Annotated in this window: 14 protein-coding genes; 9 read left to right on the top strand and 5 right to left on the bottom strand. The window is 47.5% G+C overall.

The window, feature by feature from the left end; all coding sequences use genetic code 11:
* Positions 1–7: 7 nt before the first annotated feature.
* Together BMW79_RS29045 and BMW79_RS29040 are read right to left on the bottom strand one after the other, a co-directional pair.
* A complete protein-coding gene (locus tag BMW79_RS29045) occupies positions 8–787 on the bottom strand; it encodes a response regulator transcription factor (protein ID WP_089901662.1) in 780 nt (259 codons plus the stop codon).
* Positions 769–3,936: a sensor histidine kinase gene (locus BMW79_RS29040; protein WP_089901659.1), complete on the bottom strand. Its 3,168-nt coding sequence runs from the start codon at positions 3,934–3,936 to the stop codon at positions 769–771. Before BMW79_RS29040 ends, BMW79_RS29045 begins: the two co-directional genes overlap by 19 nt.
* Positions 3,937–4,135: 199 nt before the next feature.
* Between BMW79_RS29040 and BMW79_RS29035 the strand changes: the two genes are divergently transcribed.
* The 6 genes from BMW79_RS29035 (at position 4,136) to BMW79_RS29010 (ending at position 15,013) form a co-directional block, all read left to right on the top strand.
* A complete protein-coding gene (locus tag BMW79_RS29035) occupies positions 4,136–5,158 on the top strand; it encodes a glycoside hydrolase family 43 protein (protein ID WP_089901656.1) in 1,023 nt (340 codons plus the stop codon).
* A gap of 19 nt (positions 5,159–5,177) precedes the next feature.
* Positions 5,178–7,028, top strand: a complete 1,851-nt coding sequence (locus BMW79_RS29030; protein ID WP_089901653.1) for a glycoside hydrolase family 2 protein — start codon at positions 5,178–5,180, stop codon at positions 7,026–7,028.
* A gap of 2 nt (positions 7,029–7,030) precedes the next feature.
* On the top strand, positions 7,031–9,088 hold the full coding sequence (locus BMW79_RS29025) for a beta-L-arabinofuranosidase domain-containing protein (RefSeq protein ID WP_245752709.1): 2,058 nt from the start codon (positions 7,031–7,033) through the stop codon (positions 9,086–9,088).
* A gap of 75 nt (positions 9,089–9,163) precedes the next feature.
* Positions 9,164–12,337 carry a SusC/RagA family TonB-linked outer membrane protein gene (locus tag BMW79_RS29020; protein ID WP_089901651.1) on the top strand — a complete coding sequence of 1,058 codons (3,174 nt, stop codon included), beginning with the start codon at positions 9,164–9,166 and terminating at the stop codon, positions 12,335–12,337.
* Positions 12,338–12,356: 19 nt separating this feature from the next.
* Positions 12,357–14,300 (top strand): RagB/SusD family nutrient uptake outer membrane protein, encoded by a 1,944-nt coding sequence (locus tag BMW79_RS29015; RefSeq protein WP_089901648.1) that lies wholly within the window; start codon positions 12,357–12,359, stop codon positions 14,298–14,300.
* Positions 14,301–14,311: 11 nt separating this feature from the next.
* Positions 14,312–15,013, top strand: coding sequence for a DUF3823 domain-containing protein (locus BMW79_RS29010; RefSeq protein WP_089901645.1), 702 nt, complete (start codon positions 14,312–14,314; stop codon positions 15,011–15,013).
* 18 nt (positions 15,014–15,031) lie between these two features.
* On the opposite strand, the gene BMW79_RS29005 is transcribed toward BMW79_RS29010, so the two are convergent.
* Positions 15,032–15,952, bottom strand: a complete 921-nt coding sequence (locus tag BMW79_RS29005; RefSeq protein WP_089901643.1) for a LysR substrate-binding domain-containing protein — start codon at positions 15,950–15,952, stop codon at positions 15,032–15,034.
* Positions 15,953–16,118: 166 nt separating this feature from the next.
* Between BMW79_RS29005 and BMW79_RS29000 the strand changes: the two genes are divergently transcribed.
* Positions 16,119–16,502 (top strand): tautomerase family protein, encoded by a 384-nt coding sequence (locus BMW79_RS29000; RefSeq protein WP_089901640.1) that lies wholly within the window; start codon positions 16,119–16,121, stop codon positions 16,500–16,502.
* A gap of 41 nt (positions 16,503–16,543) precedes the next feature.
* Here BMW79_RS29000 and BMW79_RS28995 read toward each other — a convergent pair whose 3' ends face one another.
* Positions 16,544–17,065, bottom strand: a complete 522-nt coding sequence (locus BMW79_RS28995) for a dihydrofolate reductase family protein (protein WP_089901637.1) — start codon at positions 17,063–17,065, stop codon at positions 16,544–16,546.
* Positions 17,066–17,173: 108 nt separating this feature from the next.
* Here BMW79_RS28995 and BMW79_RS28990 point away from each other — a divergent pair, with 108 nt between their 5' ends.
* Positions 17,174–17,395 (top strand): hypothetical protein, encoded by a 222-nt coding sequence (locus BMW79_RS28990; protein WP_089901634.1) that lies wholly within the window; start codon positions 17,174–17,176, stop codon positions 17,393–17,395.
* Here the strand turns inward: BMW79_RS28990 and BMW79_RS28985 are convergent.
* The gene (locus tag BMW79_RS28985) at positions 17,388–18,203 is read right to left on the bottom strand and encodes an AraC family transcriptional regulator (protein ID WP_089901632.1); all 816 of its coding nucleotides are present in this window, start codon (positions 18,201–18,203) and stop codon (positions 17,388–17,390) included. The genes BMW79_RS28990 and BMW79_RS28985 overlap by 8 nt on opposite strands.
* Before the next feature lie 90 nt (positions 18,204–18,293).
* Between BMW79_RS28985 and BMW79_RS28980 the strand changes: the two genes are divergently transcribed.
* Entirely contained in the window at positions 18,294–19,220 is a 927-nt protein-coding gene (locus BMW79_RS28980; RefSeq protein WP_089901630.1) for a YihY/virulence factor BrkB family protein, read from the top strand.

Below are 19,220 nucleotides of genomic sequence, written 5' to 3'. Positions count from 1 at the left end.
GCAGTTATTACCGGTCTTTTTCTGCCTGGATCTGCGCCACATATCTTGATGGCAAGATCCCAAACTGCTTCTGGAAATTTTTTCCAAAATTTGTCAGGGAGGCAAATCCACACAGCTCCGCCACTTCATTGATTTTATAAGCACCGGTCGATAGCAGGGAAGCCGCTTTTTTTAATCGTGCTATATTGATCAGCTCATGTGGGGTAAGATCAGAGATCGCTTTTATTTTCCGGTAAAAGGTAGGACGGCTCATATTCATAAAATCAGCCAGCTGTTCCACATCGAGGTCCATGTTATGAAGATGCTGGTTAATCAGCTCATTTAGTTTTTCAAGAAACTGTTCGTCTGCACTGGTATAGGCCATACTGCGCAGATGTACCAACGGGGTACTGGCGTAATAGGATTTTATTTTATGCCGGTTGCTCAGCAGGTTGGCTACCTGCACCTGCAGGTATTCCGGCGAAAACGGTTTCTCGATATAGGCATCCGCGCCTAACTCCAGCCCTTCAATTTTTGATTGCAGGGTATTCCGGGCGGTCAGCAGGATCACGGGAATATGACTGGAAACAAAATCAGATTTAATGACGCGGCATAGCTCGAAGCCATCCATTACCGGCATCATCACATCGCTGATCACCAGCTGCACCGGATGCTCCTGCAGCAGTTGCAGGGCAGCCTGTCCATCGCGCGCAGTGAGGATCTTGTATTTATCTTCCAGGTCGTCGGCAATAAAGGAAAGAATTTCTTCATTGTCGTCTACCAGTAGTATCAGCGGTTTGTTTTCCATTTGCTCAGATTAAATTCTATTTCCTGGTGAACAGGTAAAGTAAGTGAAAATATATTGAATGTTCCATCGGTGGGCAATAGTTCCAGCCGGCCCTTATGCAGCAACGTTAATGATCTCGACAGCGATAAGCCAATACCGGTGCCGGATTTCTCCGCCGTGGCCTTTGCCCGGAAAAAGGGTTCGAATACTTTTTCTTTCATCTCCGCTGGAATAATATAGCCATCATTTTTTACCAGGATGGTAAAGGTAGTATCGTTTTCTGTTACGGGCAACAGGTGTACCGAAGCTCTGGTGGCGGCATAGCGGATGGCGTTGTTGAGCAGGTTGCCCAGTATTTTGTGCAGGGCTTCCCCATCTACATAAGCAAAGAAATGCAGGACCGATAGTTCAATTTTGAAACGGATGTTCTGCTGCTCCGCTGCCGGTGTAAAGCGCAGGTGATTTTCTTTCAGCAATTCGGAGATATCGGTGCGTACAAAATTCAGACTGAAACCATGTATTTCTGTTTTGCGGAAATCGAGCAACTGGTTCGTCAGTTCCAATAGCCGGTCTGTATTACGTTCCATGATACGCAGGTTTTTCTGGATCTGCGGCACTTCATCCGATTTACGGATTACCTTTTCCATCGGGCCTTTGATCAGCGTCAGCGGCGTACGGATCTCATGTGCCAGATGGGTGAAGAATTCAATTTTAGCCTGGTAAATTTCTTTTTCTTTTTCGTGTTCCAGCAATTGCAGTTGCCGCTTCTGTTTCAACAGCGCGCGCTGATGGTAATAACGGATAACGATATACGCAATACTGCAAAGCAATAGTGCATAGGCGGCATATGCCCAGTAGCTTGCCCAGAAAGGCGGCAGAATAATAATGGTCAGCACTTTTGGCGTAAGGCTCCAGTTGCCGCCGCTGCTGGCCGATTTTACCATAAAGTGGTAGGTGCCCGGAGATAATTTCGTGAAGAAGGCTTTGCGGTTGGTTTCCAGGTAGGTCCAGTCACGATCCAGCCCCTCCATTTTATAGGCATAAGCCGTCATCTCGGGGGATGTATAACTCAGCGCGGCAAAGTCAATACTGAACGACGACTGGTCATGCGACAATACAATAGTATCTGTCTGTGAAATGGATTTTTTCAGGATATCTCCTACCATGGCTTCGCGGTTATACACCTGGAAGCCCGTGATGTATACCGGTGGCAGATAACTGTTACGTATAAACTTTCCGGGGTTAAACCGGATCATTCCTTTTACGCTGCCGAAATACATATTGCCGCTGCTATCTTTGTAAGCGGAGTTATAGTTGAACTGATCATTGAGTAATCCGCTTGCTTTCGTATATACGACCGCGTTCTCCGTGGCCGGAGTAAAACAGGCCAGTCCTTTGGAGGTGGTTACCCAAAGGCGGTCGGTGCGGTCTTCCAGTATACTGAACATCATATTGCTCTGGAAGCCATGCCGCAGGGAATATGTAGTAAAGTTTTGCTGCTTCGGATTAAAGAGGCAAAGGCCATCGTCTGTTGCGAGCCACAGCCGGTGCCGGCTGTCTTCAAAAATACTGTTTACGCGGTTGTTACTGATACTCCCCGGCTTCGCAGCATCATGGAGATATACGCCTTTTTTACCGGTATGCGGGTTGTAGTAGTAAAGTCCATCCCGGATAGTTCCCATCCAGATAGTACCATCACGGTCTTCAAAAGCAGCGGTATAAAAAATATAATAGGGCACTTCGGTGACCGGATCAAAATCATCACGGGAACGGTTATACTTAAATACGCCCCTGGTGGTAGACACGATGATATCGCCATTCCGGGTTTGTAACAGGGAGTAGATAAAGCCGCTGCGCAGTTCATGTGGTCCGTTGCCTGCGGCATAATGCCGGACAAATTTTCCGGTGCGGATATCCATCACATCCAGGCCATGTTCGAAAGTACCTATCCACAGCGAATCACCTGTTACCAGCAGGCCATGCAGGTTAGTATGGGATAAGCCAACTGCCGGCGCCGGCAAAGGTTTGATGTTGGTAAAGCTGCCCGTTGCCGGTGTGAATTTATTCAGTCCGCCATCTTCCGTACCTATCCAGAGATGCCCGTATTTGTCGGCATGAATTTCTCGCACCGCATTCCCACTCAGCGAAGGAGCCCCTGTTTTCGGGAACATTTTTTCAAAATAGGTATACGGTTGCGGGAAGTAATTGATGCCTCCAAAGTAAGTGCCCACCCAGATGCCGCCTTCCTTATCTTTAAAAAAATTATAAACGGCATTGTCTGAAACAGAGTAAGGATCATCATAATTTTTTTTCAGGTTGATGTATTTGCCATCTTTCCGCTGATAAATATAGATACCTGACTCCGAGGCTATCCAGTACTCGTCATTATTCCGTTGAATGATGTCACGGGTATACAGTTCTATCCCTGCTGCATCTTTGCTAAATACATCTTCATAATCACGGGTACGGGTATTAAATAATTTCAACCCCTGACCGGTGGTACACACCCAGATACTATCCTTTCCCATAGGCACAATTTTCTGTATGCCCCTGGAATTGGGTGTTGGAGAATGCGAAAAAAGAGAATAGCTGGCAAAGTTGTTTTTCTGTGGCTGATAAACGCCCATGTTGCCTCCGGCAGATGAGAACCACACGTTCCCGTCATTGTCCACCCCGTTGTACGTGGGGTCGGGAAAGCCCGGTACCTCCTGTAAACTATCAGTGGCAGCCTGGTAACGGAATATCCTTCCGCCGGAGATCATCCAGATATTTTCCTGACGGTCTTTCGCAATTGAGCGGATTTCCCCATCCAGCTTTTTGTTTAGTTCATGAAACTGTTCATTGCGCGGATTATATACATACACCCCTCTGTCTGTACCTACATACAACAAGCCATTGTCGTCCTGGAATAAACAGACGATGGCATTGCCTCCCAGGCTCCCCGGCTGCTCTGTGCGGCGGAATACCCGGAAGGTATAGCCATCGAACCGGTTTAGTCCGTACATGGTGCCAAACCACAGGAAGCCCTGCTGATCCTGTAGCGTACACAGCACGGCATTATGGGATAACCCGTCTTCTACCTGGTAGTGTACAAAACCGGGCGACTGGCCATATACCAACTGACTCAACTGCAGCAATACCAACAATATATAGTGTCGCGCTTTTGGCATATATTCATTTCTGTGGAAACCTTAAAACTAATCGTTTTTCTGCTAAAAGTCAGTACTGGCCCACTAAAAGGCAAAATGATACAAAATCGAGAAAAATTGAGATAAATGGACAAACAACTATTGCAAGTATAGCCTTTCTTTGGAAAAGCATTTTAAGCGTGAAATGTACACTTAAATAAGCCAATTTTAAACCCATGTTATGAAAAGTAGCCAACTACTTTCCCTATTATTCTTACTGTTCATCAAAGGGGCCTGTTACGCGTCGGCAGATACAACCGGTACGTTTACCAATCCGTTGCTGAGCACAGGACCTGATCCCTGGGTGATACAATATAAGGGTATGTACTATTACATGCATACCACGGGCCATAACCTGGTAATGCGCAAAACAAAGAGCATGTCAGACCTGGGGGCATCACAACAAACCGTTATCTGGACACCGCCTGCAAAAGGACCGAATGCCAGGGATATATGGGCGCCTGAACTGCACCGTATCCAGGGCAAATGGTATGTGTATTATACCGCCGGCTCATCAGACAGCATTCATCCGCAGCATTCTTTTGTACTGGAAAATACCGCTGCTGATCCTACCACCGGCACCTGGACAGATAAGGGACAAATCACCGATCCCGTACATCCTTCACATTTTGCCATTGATGGTACCGTGTTTTCCCATAAGGGCAAGCAATATTTCATCTGGAGCGGACATAACGGCAAAGACGCTATACAACGGCTATATATTTCCCTTATGAAAAATCCGTGGACGCTGGCTACCGAAAAAGTGGAAATCGCAGCGCCCACCTATCCATGGGAGCAGAATGGGGTAAATGAAGGACCAGAAATTTTACGGAATGCAAAAGGAGCAATATTTCTTATCTTCTCCGCCTGCGGTTGCTGGACAGAAAATTATACCCTTGGTATGATGACACTGCATCCCGGCGCAGATCCGTTGTTAGCGGCAAGCTGGACGAAATCACCGGAGCCCGTGTTGCAGAGCAGGCCGGAGAATGGCGCTTTTGCACCGGGACATAACGGCTTTTTTAAATCACCGGATGGAAAGGAAGACTGGATCATCTATCACGCCAACTCCAAAGCCGGACAAGGCTGCGGCAACCTGCGCAATCCAAGGATGCAAAAGGTAGCATGGAGTGCAGATGGTACACCATTCTTCGGAGAACCGGTAAAAATAAATATACCGGTTGCCCGTCCTTCAGGAGAATAAAATCACTTTAAGTATATATATGAAAAAGAAGTACCTGATTTTGGCGCTGGCTGTTGGATTTAGCGCCAGTACAGCATTGGCACAGCAGCAGCAAGACTGGAAAGTAGTACCGGGAAAGATTACCACTTCCTGGAGTGAGAAAGTATCCCCTACCGCCGTATTGCCGGAATATCCGCGCCCGCAGATGGTGCGTGACAACTGGAAAAACCTGAATGGTTTGTGGAACTATGCGATCAAAGGAAAAGAGGAAAGTCAGCCTGCCAGCTGGGACGGCAAAATACTGGTACCCTTTGCCGTAGAATCTGCGCTCTCCGGCGTTGGCCGTAATGTGGGCAAAGACAATGTACTCTGGTACAACACTTCCCTGACGCTGCCTTCCGGCATGCAGGGTAAAAAGATCCTGTTACATTTTGGAGCGTCCGACTGGCGTACTACTGTATACGTGAATGGCAAAGAAGCCGGTAGTCATGAAGGTGGCTTTGATCCATTTAGTCTTGATATCACTTCCCTGCTGAAAAAAGGCAAACAGGACATTGTGGTAAAAGTATGGGACCCCACCGATGAAGGTCCGCAGCCAAGAGGCAAGCAGGTAAAGAAACCGGAAGGTATCTGGTATACCCCCGTAACAGGCATCTGGCAAACAGTATGGATAGAAGCAGTAGCAGATACTTATATCGCATCTACCAAACAAACACCGGATATCGATCAGCAAACATTAACGGTGGCTGCTAAGGTAGAGAATGCGAAGCCCGGTGATGAAGTAAAAGTAACCGCTTTCGATGGCGCCATCAAAGTAGCAGAAGGTACTGTCAGCGGGGAAAACGCCCGACTGAAAATAGCTTCACCTAAATTATGGTCGCCCGAAAATCCTTTCCTCTATAATCTTACAGTAACGGTTACACGAAAAGGAAAAGTGATCGACGAAGTAAAGAGCTATTTCGCTATGCGTAAATCATCCATCGGCAGAGATGCCAATGGTATCGTGCGTATGTTGCTGAACAATAAATTTGTGTTCCAGTATGGCCCGCTCGATCAGGGCTGGTGGCCTGACGGACTATATACCGCTCCAACAGATGAAGCCCTGAAATTTGATATTGCACAAACAAAGGCAATGGGCTTTAACATGATACGCAAACACATCAAAGTAGAACCTGCCCGTTGGTATTACTATTGCGATCAGATGGGTATGCTGGTATGGCAGGATATGCCGAGCGGCGACCTGGGCAACGGCTGGGAACCACGTCCTGGTGTAATTGACCGTGGTACAGATCAAAACCGTTCTCCTGAATCAGAAGCCTACTACCGTAAAGAGTGGAGCGCTATTATTGATCAGTTATACAACTTTCCTTCTATCGTAGTATGGACGCCCTTCAATGAAGCATGGGGACAATTCAAAACCGTGGAAATTGCGGTATTCACCCGGGAGAAAGATCCTTCCCGCCTCGTGAACACGGCCAGTGGTGGCAACTTTGTAGCGGTGGGGCATATCATCGATCTGCATAACTATCCTGAACCAGCTATGCCGGATCCGGCAGTGTATGGCGATAAGCGCGCTATTGTATTAGGTGAATTCGGCGGACTCGGATTGCCGGTAGATGGCCACATATGGCAACAGAAAGATAACTGGGGCTACCAGAGTTTCAAGAATGCAGAAGATCTTTTCAAACGTTACAGCGGTTTCACCGACAGACTGGAAACCCTGATCAAACAAGGATTATCCGCTGCTGTATACACACAAACCACGGATGTGGAAGTGGAAACCAATGGCCTGATGACGTACGACAGAAAAGTGCAGAAGATGCCGCTGGAAAAACTGAAAGAGATCCATCAGAAATTATATAACCCTGCACTGGTCAATCTAAAACCATAAGGATGAAAAGACGGAAGTCGTTTGGCTTATTATTACTTTCTTCTTTTTTTGCTGGTCTTATGCCGGCGGATGCACACCCGCATCCGCCAGGCAACCAGGCAGATACCAATACTTTTGTAGCACCGGTGTATCGCGCATTGCCGTTGGGCGCAGTAAAGCCACAAGGCTGGCTGCTGCACCAGTTGCAGATCATGCGCGATGGTACCACCGGTCATCTCGATGAAGTATATGACAGGGTAAAGAACGACAATGGCTGGTTAGGCGGCAAAGGCGATGGCGGAGAAGAAACCCCCTACTGGCTGGATGGCGCGGTACCCCTGGCTTACCTGCTCGATGATAAAATATTAAAAGATAAAGTACTCCGCTACATCAACTGGACCCTGGACCACCAGCGACCCTCCGGTTATTTTGGGCCTGTCTCAAAAACTGAAAGGGAAAAGAATACGCCGGTAGGACTGAATAATGTCGCCGATGGAGAAGACTGGTGGCCAAAAATGGTGATGCTGAAAGTACTGCAGCAATATTATACGGCCACAAATGATTCCCGTGTTTTACCTTTTATGACGCGGTATTTTCACTATCAGCTACAGGCATTAAAAACCTGTCCGCTGGGTAAATGGACCGAGTGGGCCACCTCCCGTGGAGCAGATAATGTGATGGTGGCACAATGGCTGTATAGTATTACGAAAGATAAGCAACTGCTGGAATTACCTGCCCTGATTCAATCACAGGCCTTTACCTGGAGCGACTGGTTGGGCAACCGAAGCTGGGTGATTGACGCTGCCGCACAGCAGAATGATCAGCACTGGATGCGCCGTCATGGTGTAAACGTAGCCATGGGACTGAAAGATCCCGTGATTAACTATCAGTTCACCGGCAATAAAAAATACCTGGAGGATTTACACACCGGCTTCGCCGATCTGATGCACCTGCATGGTTTGCCCATGGGCATTTTTTCTGCCGACGAAGATCTTCACGGTAATGCACCTACGCAAGGCACTGAATTATGTGCCGTAGTGGAAGCCATGTTTTCACTGGAAGAGATCATCGCCATCACCGGTGATCCGCGATACATGGAAGCACTGGAACGTATGACCTTTAACGCACTGCCAACACAGACGACAGACGATTATAACAACAAACAATATTTCCAGATTGCCAACCAGGTGAATATCAAAAGAGGCGTATTCAATTTTTCCCTGCCCTTTGAGCGGGAAATGAATAACGTACTGGGTATGCGTGCCGGCTATACCTGTTGCCTCGCTAATATGCATCAGGGTTGGACAAAATTTACCTCGCACCTCTGGTATGGCGCCGCCGGCAATGGCCTGGCTGCCCTGACTTATAGCCCGAATGAAGTAACAGCCAAAGTGGGCGCCACCAACACACCGGTAACGATCAAAGAAGCCACCGGTTATCCGTTTGAAGACCAGGTGCGTTTTCAGTTCAGTATGCAGCAAGCCGTAGCTTTCCCTTTGCAGCTGCGTATTCCTGAGTGGTGCGAAGAAGCCACGGTGCTGATCAACGGAGAAAAACTACGCACTGCGAAAGGTGGGCAGATCATTACGGTACAACGTAATTGGAAGAACAAAGATCAACTGGTACTGCAATTGCCCATGCAATTACGCACTTCTAACTGGGGCCGCAATTCACGCGCTGTGGAAAGAGGTCCGCTTGTATATGCGCTGAAGTTAGAAGAGCAATGGGAAAAAGGCCACGATGAAGTGGAAGGCGATTATTTCAGCGTGTATCCCAAAGACGCATGGAATTACGGCCTGCCTGAAAAAGTGATCCGGGACCCGGCAAAATACCTGCAGGTAAGTGTGGTGAAACCCGTAACAGATACGTTTGTATGGAATCTGGCCCATGCCCCCATCCGTATTACCACCACCGGTAAGCAGATCCCCGAATGGAAATTAGTAGACGATGTAGCACCGCAGCCGGTAACCGACCGGAACGGTATTTATAAAGGTAAAGTTAATGATCAGGAAACCCCGATCACCCTGGTGCCTTATGGTTGCACCAAAGTAAGAATTGTAGCATTTCCCGTAGTAAAATAAACGATAGCATAAGTACATCAACCAAAAGAACAGCTATGTAAGACCGATTTTTAGTCAGACCCACAAAATCATGTTATGAAAAAACAATTACGCATCCGCGATTTTATCCGGATAGTAATACCGGCCGGCCTATGCCTGCAACTCACGGTATTGCTGCTTTTTGCCCCACAGCTAACCCATGCTGCCTCCACAGAAGTCGTCGTTACGGGTAAGGTAACTGACGATCAGGGGGTAGCGCTGGTAGGAGTTACCATCAGTATAAAAGGTACCAACAAAGGGGCCGCTACCAATGCTGCCGGTACCTACACCTTATCTGTACCCGACGATAATGCCGTCCTGGTATTCTCTTTTGTAGGTTTTCTGAAACAGGAGATCCCGGTGTCAGGAAGAAAAGTCATCAATGTAAAACTGGAAACAGATAGCAAAGGACTGGGAGAAGTGATCGTAGTAGGCTATGGTACCCAGAAGAAAGAATCCATTACCGGCGCTATCTCCGGTGTTACCAGCAAAGACCTGGAACGGGTGCACGCCTCCACGGTGAGTGCCACCCTCGCCGGTAAAATTCCCGGCGTATCCTTCCGCATGGCCGATGGCAGACCCGGCGCCGGCGCCAATATCCAGATCAGGAACTTTGGCCGCGCCCTGTATGTTATTGATGGTATTCAGAAAGATGAAGGTCAGTTCAATAACATTTCCCCGAATGATATTGAAAGTATTTCCGTATTGAAAGATGCCTCCGCTGCTATTTACGGCGTAAGAGCCGCCAATGGCGTGGTAGTGGTCACAACCAAACGCGGAAAAATGGGCGCTCCCAGCACTATTAACGTAGACGCCTACACGGGATGGCAGAACTGGACCCGATTTCCCAAAACAGTAAATGCCTACGAATGGATGCTCGGTAAAGCAGATGCGGAAATGAATGATGAAAATCCACACACCGACATCACCAAAGAAGAACTGGAAAAATGGAAAGCCGGCACAGAAAGAGGCTACCGGAGTTTCGACTGGTATGATTTCATCATCAAAAAGAATGCACCGCAACATTCTATCAACGTAAATGCCACCGGTGGTTCCGAAAATATCAATTACTACCTGTCGCTTACCCGCCTGGATCAGAAGTCGGTGTTAGGCCGTGAGTTTGATTTTAACCGGACCAACATACAGAGCAATGTAGACGCCAAAGTAGCCAAAACGGTGAAAGTAGGCGTACAGATCAACGGACGCATTGAACAAAGGGATAACCCCGGCGTACCAGGCGGCGACGATTACTGGGCGCCACGCTTTGCCCTGTTCCGTAACCGGCCTACCGAACGTCCTTATGCCAATGATAACCCGTTGTATCCAAATGATATTGGTCACAATACGGAGAACTGGGCTGTACAATCCAAAGCGATCTCCGGTTATTGGACGGAAGACTGGCGCGTGCTGCAAACCAATTTCAACGGCGCCTGGGAAACACCCATCAAAGGATTAACGCTGAAAGGCATGTATTCCTATTACTACGCAGACAAGCTGATGAACGGGCACGAATACACGTACGATACCTATACCTACAACGAGGCAACGGATACGTATGTACGTACCGGCGGCAGCTCCAACCCCTGGCGCGAACGCGGTACCCATAAAGTGCTGGAAAACGTATTGCAGGGACAGGCTAACTATAACAACACCTTCGGCAAACACAACATTGGCGCCACTTTCGTAGCAGAAAGGATCAAACGCCGGGAACTCGATGTGTGGGTACATGCCGTACCAAAAAGCAACCTGTTGCCGCTGATCCAGTTTTCCGATATGGATACGTATAACGACAACGACTGGACGGAAGCCCGTGCCGGCTACATTGGCCGCTTTAACTATGGCTATGCAGATAAATATTTCCTGGAAATAGCCGGTCGCCGTGATGGTTCCTGGAAATTTGATCCGGATAAAAGATGGGGCTTTTTCCCTTCCGTATCTGCCGCCTGGAGAATTACGGAAGAGCCTTTCTTTAAAAGCTGGCTCGGTCATAATTCTATTCTCACAGAATTAAAAATCCGTGCTTCCTACGGAGAACTCGGTGATGATGACATCGGTATAGGCGCATATGATTACATGCGTGGATATAACTATGCTACATCTACCGTAATACTGGATGGTACCGTGATTAAAGGTTCCCGCGATAAGGGAGTGCCCAATAACCGGCTGTCCTGGTTTACCAGTAAAATTGCCGATATAGGCGTGGATTACCAGTTGTGGAACGGTAAAGTATCCGGCGCGCTGGACTTCTTTAACCGCCGGCGTTCCGGGTTACGAGGCCGCAAATATGATGTACTGGTACCAAGTGAAATCGGCTACAATCTGCCTGACGAAAACGTGAACAGCGATGGGCACAGAGGCGGTGAATTTTCTATCGCTTATAATGGTAAAGTGAATAAAGTAGATTTTACCGTTGGCGGTAATTTCTCCTATTCCAGGAGCAGGTTAATTTCTACTTATAAACCGATGTTTGGCAATTCCCTGGATCATTACCGGAGTTCGGTGGAAGACAGGTGGAATGGTATTTTCTGGGGATATGAAGCAATTGGTCAGTTCCAGTCTCAGGATGAAATCAACAAATACCCGGTGAACATCGACGGACAAGGGAATAAAACATTATTACCCGGAGATATTATTTATAAAGATGTTAATGGAGATAATGTGATCAATGGTTTAGACGAAAGACCTATCGGTTATCTCGCTACGGGAAGTCCCACGCCCAACCCTACCATTAACTTCGGATTTAACATCGGTGTAAGATGGAAAGGACTTGATTTTACCGCTGATTTCTCCGGCGCTTCCATGTATTCTTACAGCCAGAACTGGGAAATGAAATGGCCCTATCAGAACGGTGGTAACCTGTTGCGCCAGTTTTATGATGACCGCTGGCACCGCGAAGATCCTTTTGACCTGAACAGTAAATGGATTCCCGGAAAGAATCCACCACTGCGGTTTAACAAAGGAGGCCATAGCAACTATAACAAGAACTCTACCTTCTGGCTGCATAATGTGAAGTACCTGCGATTAAGAACAATGGAACTGGGTTACACTATTCCGCAGCAGGTGCTCGACAGGATTCACTTTAAGAAAGTAAGGGTATATGTAAATACCTACAATCTCTTCTCGATAGATAATGTGCATAACCTGGGAATAGAGCCGGAAATCATCGATGAAAATGGTTTGCAATACCCGCAGAACAAGCTGGTAAATGTTGGGTTGAACTTTACTTTTTAAGTAATAAATAAGATTCGTTATGAAAAAAAGTTTGTTATATATAGGTCTTTGCATCTTCGCGCTGAACACCGGTTGCAACGATAAGGACTTTCTAAATGTGCCACCTTCCAACGTACTTCAGAATGAGCAGTTATGGAATGATGAAGGGCTGATCCTTTCTGTACTGGCAGATCTGTACGATCGTTATCCCGACCGGCAGACAGATCCCAATAATGGTATTCCTTCTATGGTAACACAAACCATCGATAACTGGGCGGAATTTGCGCGCTTCGATGAAGCCTTTGCTTCCGAAAACGGTCAGTACTGGCGTCATAGCAGCCGGGAGTATAATTATGTGTTTCCCGGGATGATTGTAGCGGGAAACATAGAAATTACCTATTGGGATTATGCGTATATCCGCGAGCTGAACATCTTCATTGATAAGTGTGCCACTTCCACGAAATTGAAGCAGGAGGTGAAGGACCGCTTCATTGCAGAAGCACGCTACCTGCGGGCCTCGGTATATTTTGAAGAAGTGAAAAGGGTAGGCGGGGTACCATTGATCCTGCAACCGCTGGAGTATGATTACAAGGGCGATCCGGCCTACCTGCAACACGCCAGGGCAAAGGAGTCTGAGATCTATGATTTTGTGATCAGTGAGATGGATAGTATTAAGAAGTATGTACCTGCCAGTCCGGTGAGTAAAACGCGTGTTACGGCAGGCCTGGCACAGGCCACAAAAATACGGGCAGCCCTGTACGCCGGATCTATCGCCAAACATGGCGTAACCACGCCGCAGGTATCGTTGCCGGGTGGGGAAGTGGGCATTCCATCTTCCATGGCCGCCAAATATTACACAACTGCCCTGCAAACAGCGCAGGAACTGATTGGCAGCGGTAGTTATTCCCTCTATAAGAAGAACGCCGATAATGTGACCCAGAATTTCGTGAGCCTGTTTATCGACAAGGGGGCCAACCCGGAAGTGATCTTTGCCAAGGATTATAAATTACAAAGCGGTCGCGTACAGCCATGGACGTTATGGAGTCAGCCCCGGTCTAACGCAGAAGAGCAGCAGGGCGGTCGTTTAAACCCTTCACTGAACCTGGTGCAGTCGTTTGAATTGCTGGACAACAGCTTTGCGCCGTTGCCGGTGAAAACAGCTGGTGGTGATTATATCTATTACAATGATCCGCAGGACCTGTTTGCCAACCGGGATCCACGTTTAGCCGCTACTGTTATATTACCCGGTACTGAGTTTAAAGATAAAAAGGTAGATATCTGGGCAGGGTATATCAAAAAGGATGGCAGTATTGTAACCGGTTCCAACTTCGGCGCCAAAGCCAAACTGGATGGTGTAAACGACGTGCAGGTGGTGGGTTTCGACGGGCCGGTGAATAACCTGGAATTCAGTGCCCAAACGGGATTCATTGTCCGCAAGTATATGGATCCCACCGTTGGCTCCGGCCGTATAGGTACCCAGAGTGAAGTATGGTGGATCCGTTACCGTTATGCAGAAGTATTGCTCAATGCAGCGGAAGCAGCGTTTGAACTCGGACAGGCGGGCGTAGCGGCAGATTATATTAACCAGGTGCGCGAAAGAGCCGGGTTTAAAACACCGCTGACCGCCGCACAGATTACCTTTGGCAGAATTGTACATGAAAGAAAAGTCGAACTGGCCTTTGAAGGACATGAGTTCTGGGACATGAAACGCTGGCGCCTGGCGCATATCATCTGGAATGGCCGCAATACAGATCTGACGCTGACCCCCGGAGATGAAACCGCTGTGAGTACACGGGTATTCGGGTTGTGGCCATATAAAATTTATGATCCGGGTAGTCCGAATAACGGCAAGTATGTATTTAAACAGATCCTGCCTGGTGCGGTGACTGCGCCGCACGAATTCCGTCTTGGTAATTACTATGGATTTATTATGGATGATATCCGTAATAATAATCCGAAAATAGTAAAGAATCCTAACCAATAAATAGATGTAATATGAAAACAAGTAGTTATTATACCCTGTTTGTGGCGTTAGGCCTGCTTTTCGCTTCGTGTAAGAAAGATAATTATAAAGCACCTTCCAGCACCTTTAGCGGTCGGCTGGTGTACCAGGGAGAGCCCATTAATGTAGGTTTTAACGACGTATACTTTGAGCTATGGGAGCCGGGTTGGGGAAAGAGTTCCGCTATTCCCATGTCGGTATCGCAGGATGGCGCCTTCTCTGCGTTATTGTTCAACGGGCATTATAAGGTGATCATCCCTGCTTCGCAGGGACCGTTCCGCTCTCTCTCAGACAAAACCACCAATACAGATACCATGTTGTTAACGGTATCCGGTAATATAAAACAGGACATCGAGGTGATGCCCTATTACATGATCCGTTCTCCTAAATTCACTACTACGGGTAAGGAGCTGACAGCCACCTTCCGGGCGGAGAAAATTATCAAAGATGTGAACGCCCGCGATATAGAGAAGGTAGCGCTGTATGTTTGCAAAACGCAGTTTGTAAATCCTGCGAACAGTATTAAATCGAAAGAGGTGAGCGCCGCGGACATTGCCGATCCGGCTAATATCAGTTTACAACTCACTATTCCGGATGTGGTGCCCTTACAGAAAACGGTATTTGCACGTGTTGCTATAAAAATAGCCGGTGTAGAAGATATGCTCTACTCGCCGGTACAAGAGATCAATTTGTAAAGATTGATGAACAGACCCTTACACATGCCCCCTGGTTCTCCGGGGGGCTTTTTTATGGCTGTTTTTCGTGATGTCTTTCACTTGTGCTTCGATGGTGTTGTAGAGGATGTCGATGAGTCTTTTTACAGCGGGAGAAGGTGTTTTTTTATACGTCAGCATATAAACGGCAACATCCGGTAATGCCGGAAGTCCGCTGCTGGCCGGCAATGCAACGCATCCGGCAGGCAAGCCTATTTCTGTTCGGATGGTGATACCGAGTCCGGCCTGTGCGGCTGCCCACATACCGGCCACGCTGCCGCTGGTGAGTGCTGGCCGCCAGGTGCGTTTCGCCTTTTCAAGGGCCGCCAGTCCGATGCTGCGGAAAACGCAGGGTGGTTCGAACAGCAGAAGGGGTAGCGGTTGCAGCTGCGCTATATTTTTATTGGTGTTACCAATCCATCGTATAGGCAGGTAGCCAAGGGGGATGGCTGCCGCAGGTATCTCTTTTCCGAAAGATAGGATGACATCGAGCTTGCCACTTTGCAGTTGTTGTAACAACAGCGTCTGCCGGTCTAGTGTTACTTCTACTTCCATTTGCGGATGCACGGCGGCAAACTGTGCGAGCACTACCGGCAGCCCGCTTTCAGCAAAATCGGCCGGCAGGCCCAGTTTCACTTTCCCGGCGATATGCGTGGCCGTGAGGGCCTGGATAGCCTGCTGGTTGAGGTCCAGTATCTGCCGTGCATAACTCAATAGTATTTCACCGGCAGCGGTTAACTGCCAGCCGCGTCCCTGCTTAACAAACAGCTGCTGGCCACTGATTTCTTCCAGTCGCTGCATCTGTAAGCTCACGGCCGATTGCGACCGTGATACCTGTTCTGCTGCCCTTGCAAAACTGTCCAGATCTACGGCCAGTACAAAGGTGCGGAGCAGATCCAGTTCCAGCAGGTCTGTTACCATAGTTTAATTTTATTAAAGTGTGGTGTTAGATGTTTCAATATTGCAAATGTATGAAACCACGGTAAATTTGCCAAAGAGATGCCGGCGTTCAAAATATACAGGAAGATAAGTCGGCAACTTTTACAGCCGTTTACCTGTTAAAAATATCATCATTAATAAACAGTATATGCCTTTTATTCAGATTTATCTCGGCGAACATCTGTCGCCACAAAACAAAAAAGATATTTCTCTGGCCATACACCAGAGCCTCGTAGATGTTTTTCATATTCCGGTAAAAGACTATTTCCAGGTGATCCATGCCATGAAGCCCGGTGATATTCTTTATCCCGACAGTTATTTTGATGTACCGCATACCGATAACCTGCTGTATATACGTATTACGGCCCGGGGCGGCCGAACGGTGGAAATGAAACAGGAATTGTATGGGAAGATAGCTTCCCGTATAGCAGCCACTACGCCAGTGAGTGCAGAGGATGTGGTGATCATCCTGCTGGAAAATGATTCACCGGATTGGTCTTTCGGCAGAGGCCTTGCGCAGATGGTCAAGTAAAAAACCGGCCGGGCAGGGATTGCCCGGCCGGGTTTATCCCTTTACACAGTGTAGTGCAGTTCCAGTACGGAATTCGGATATGTTTTGGTGCCGGTTAACCGGAACGTTTTTTCCATCGCAATACCACCAAAGAGTGGTAGCCCGTCTCCAAGCACCACGGGTATTACATGGATCGTCATCTCATCTATCAGCGATGCCAGCGCACCATTGAGTTGTCCGCCTCCTACCAGCCATATATCCCGGCCATTTTCTTTTTTAAGTTGCGCCACAAATTCCAGAATGTCTTTGCTGATAAATTTTACAAAAGTGGTATCTGTCCGGATACTATCTCTCGTAAAAACATAATTTGTTTTATCAGGATACGGGAAAGTTTCGCTGAGTACCAGCACATCTTTGTAGGTATGGTGCCCCATGAGCGTAGTATCGATAGTAGCCAGGAAGTCGGCGTAACCATAATCTGTGTTTTCCGGATTGGGAAAACCTGTAAGCCAGTCGATTTTACCATCCCGCGTAGCAATGTATCCGTCGAGGCTGACAGCGATATATACTTTTAGTTTCTTCATGTTTTTTATACAAAGTTGGGAGTTAAGGAGGAGATAAAATTGTACAAAATTTCCAGAGTTTGATAATGGACGTATCAGAATAATAGGGTGATAAAAAATATCTGATTGATGAGTGTTTTACTTTTTTTAAAGTTACTACATTTGGTAAATGAAGTAAAAATGGAGTTGATGATTGTAGAACAACTTTTCAACAGGTTAGATGCGTTGGATAGTAGGCTGGACGCGATACAACTGTTATTGAAGGTAATGGAAGTGCGCATCCGCCTGATGGAATCACGGATCGATTACCGGTTTGACCGGATGGAAGAACAAACTATCGTCTCTATATAAATATCGTATTAGGAAACGTTTCATGAGTGTGCCCCTGCTGCACCGCGTCTTTATACTTCGAAGGCGTCATTCCGGCAAATGATTTAAACACCCGGATAAAATGCGCCTGATCATAAAAACCATTCTCATACGCCACTGCTGTCAGTGGCGTTTCTGTTTGATGCGCTATCTGTGTCACCGCTTTATTGACAAGACAGAGCTGTGCATATTTTTTGGGTGGCATTCCCAGTACTTTAGTGGCCGTTTGTATATATTTTTTGGAAGAAATATGTTTCCCGGAGATATTGGCCCGTACATGTCCTTTTTGTAAGCTGCCGGACTCCTGTAATGCAAGGATTTCTTCCGGAACCGTTTGTGGCTGCGCCATGCGCAACAGAAATTTTTCCAGGATCCGGAATTTATCTTCTGCGTGCTCCGCTGCCTGTAAATCTGCCAGCAATGGAAAAGCGGCCGCACCCCATATATCGGGTAAAGTAAGGGGATGTTCACGGAGCTTTGCGGCAGAGAAACCACAGAGGCGGTAAAGACCAAAAGGTTTCAGCATAATCCCCAATGCTTTGTAACGTCCTTTGGCGCGGGTAATGACCGGTCGGGTAAATAAGCCGGACACGCCTCCCTGCTGGCTGTAACCAAAGGCAGTCTGCGCGTTTGCCTGTACAGACAGGTGATCACCAAAATTAATGATCAGCTCCTGGTGCAGGAACGGGATGTTGTAAGAAGATAACTGTACGGTATTGGCATCGTGGTACCAGAAGTAGTCAATCGCTTCTCTTAGTTCATTTTTTGGCAGGTATACAATGGCATTCATGATGGGGTAAAGGTACAGATTCGGAATGCAATTTCAACTGATTGGCCGTCAACGGAAATTAATCAGTAAATTGAGCGCTAATCGGCAGGTATGGAGACCGTTACAACAGAGAAACAATTACCCAGGTGGCAGCTTTTTCTGCTTTCGTTTAAAGAAGCCTACAAAGCACTGCAGGCGAATGATCCGTTGCGTATGGCAGGGGCCACAGCGTTCTTTACCACTTTTGCCCTGCCGGCTATTCTCATCATTATTATCCAATTACTCCGTATCATCTTCCGTATCCAGCATCCGGGGCAACGGCTGCGGGTGCAACTGGAAGGCCTGTTTGGTCAGGAAACAACGGAAGCGATCCTGGAAACGCTGAAAGCCTTCCGGAGCATTGCACAGAACTGGATCATTGCCATCGCCGGATTTATTTTCCTGTTGTTTGTTGCCACTACGCTGTTTAAAATTATCAAAGGCTCTCTCAATGAATTGTGGAAGGTAAGACCACAGCATAAAAGTACTTTCGGAGAGATCATGGTATCCCGGCTGAAAGCAGTGCTGGTAATCGTTTTTGCCGGCGTGCTGTTTATCATCGACCTGGTGGCAGAAGCAGCGCGTATCTTTCTGGGGAAATACATCGATCTCTATCTGCCGGCATTGGGCATTTACTATAACAGCACCCTGAATTATGTGATTTCTGTGATCATTGTTACGATCTGGTTTTTCCTGGTATTCCATTTTTTACCTGATGGAAGGCCGAAATGGAAAGTAGGAATTACCGGCGCATTGGTGACCAGTATCTTGTTTAATATCGGAAAAATGGTGTTGAAAGTGATGCTCACATACAGCAGTATCAACAGTATCTACGGTGCTTCCGCATCTACCGTACTGGTGTTGTTATTTATGTTTTACTCTTCCCTGATCTTTTATTTTGGCGCCTGTTTTACCTATGCCTGGGGGGCATTGACCGACAGGCCGGTTACTCCGCTGGCTTATGCCGCACGGTTCGAGATCACCGATGCGGAGGAATAA

Origin of the sequence: Chitinophaga arvensicola, from assembly GCF_900110835.1 — a bacterium.
GTDB classification, from domain to species: Bacteria; Bacteroidota; Bacteroidia; order Chitinophagales; family Chitinophagaceae; genus Chitinophaga; species Chitinophaga arvensicola.
This window is presented reverse-complemented; position numbering and strand designations above follow the sequence as displayed.